This window comes from Rathayibacter rubneri, from assembly GCF_023743255.1.
GTDB classification, from domain to species: Bacteria; Actinomycetota; Actinomycetes; order Actinomycetales; family Microbacteriaceae; genus Rathayibacter; species Rathayibacter rubneri.
Genome location: NZ_JAMRYM010000209.1, coordinates 1 through 740, shown reverse-complemented (window position 1 = coordinate 740; position 740 = coordinate 1). Strand labels below are relative to the sequence as shown.

Below are 740 nucleotides of genomic sequence, written 5' to 3'. Positions count from 1 at the left end.
GACCCACACCCGCCCGCCCGGGCTGTGCTTGGTGTTCATCGTGAGGACGCGACCGCTCGGGCTGACGAGGACGTGATCGATGTCGCTCCCGCGGTCCCCGACCGGCACCGAGTGCAGCACCAGCCAACCCTCGGGCAGCGTGCGGAGCTGATCGGCGACCGCGAGCTCGCCGAGGAGCCCGGTGTACCAGCTGCGAGCGGACGTCGGGATCGGGCTGGCTCCGAAGAGCCGGGCGGCGAGGGTCTGCGGCTGCTCAGGAGCCATGGCCTCCCGCAGCGCCTGCATCAGCGCTTCTCCGGGGACGCGCGCGACGAGGGACGGATCGGACACGGGCGGCTCCTGGGGGGCGATGCCCGCGGCGGCGGGTGTCCTCAACCTAGAAGCGCAGCCCCGCGGGCCGCTGGCACCCGTCAGGGGTTCGGGTGCCGCCGTCCGCACGGCGATCGGGCGGAAGCGATGCGCCTCATGGCGCGGCCGCTCGGGCGTCCGCCGGGTCGAGGTTCCGGCCGCACCCGTGCCGACCCGTCCTGCTCCTCGGATCATGCAGTCCAGAGCGCCCCGAGCGTCCCTGCATTCCACCCAGAGCGGAGTCGAAATCCGCGATGGCAGGCTGGAAACCTGACCGCAACACGGTTTCCCCCTGCATCGAGGAGCGTGCGCGGACCGTCGACGGAAATCCTCCGTACGACGAGGCGGTCGGCCACCCGACTGCGGTCGACTGGAACCCGCCTCCCCCGGCC

General features: G+C 72.7%; 1 protein-coding gene. It reads right to left on the bottom strand.

Annotated elements, in window-relative coordinates:
- On the bottom strand, positions 1 to 330 hold a 330-nt coding region (locus NB037_RS19345; protein WP_251948701.1), incomplete at its 3' end, for a nuclease-related domain-containing protein.
- Positions 331 to 740: the final 410 nt, after the last annotated feature.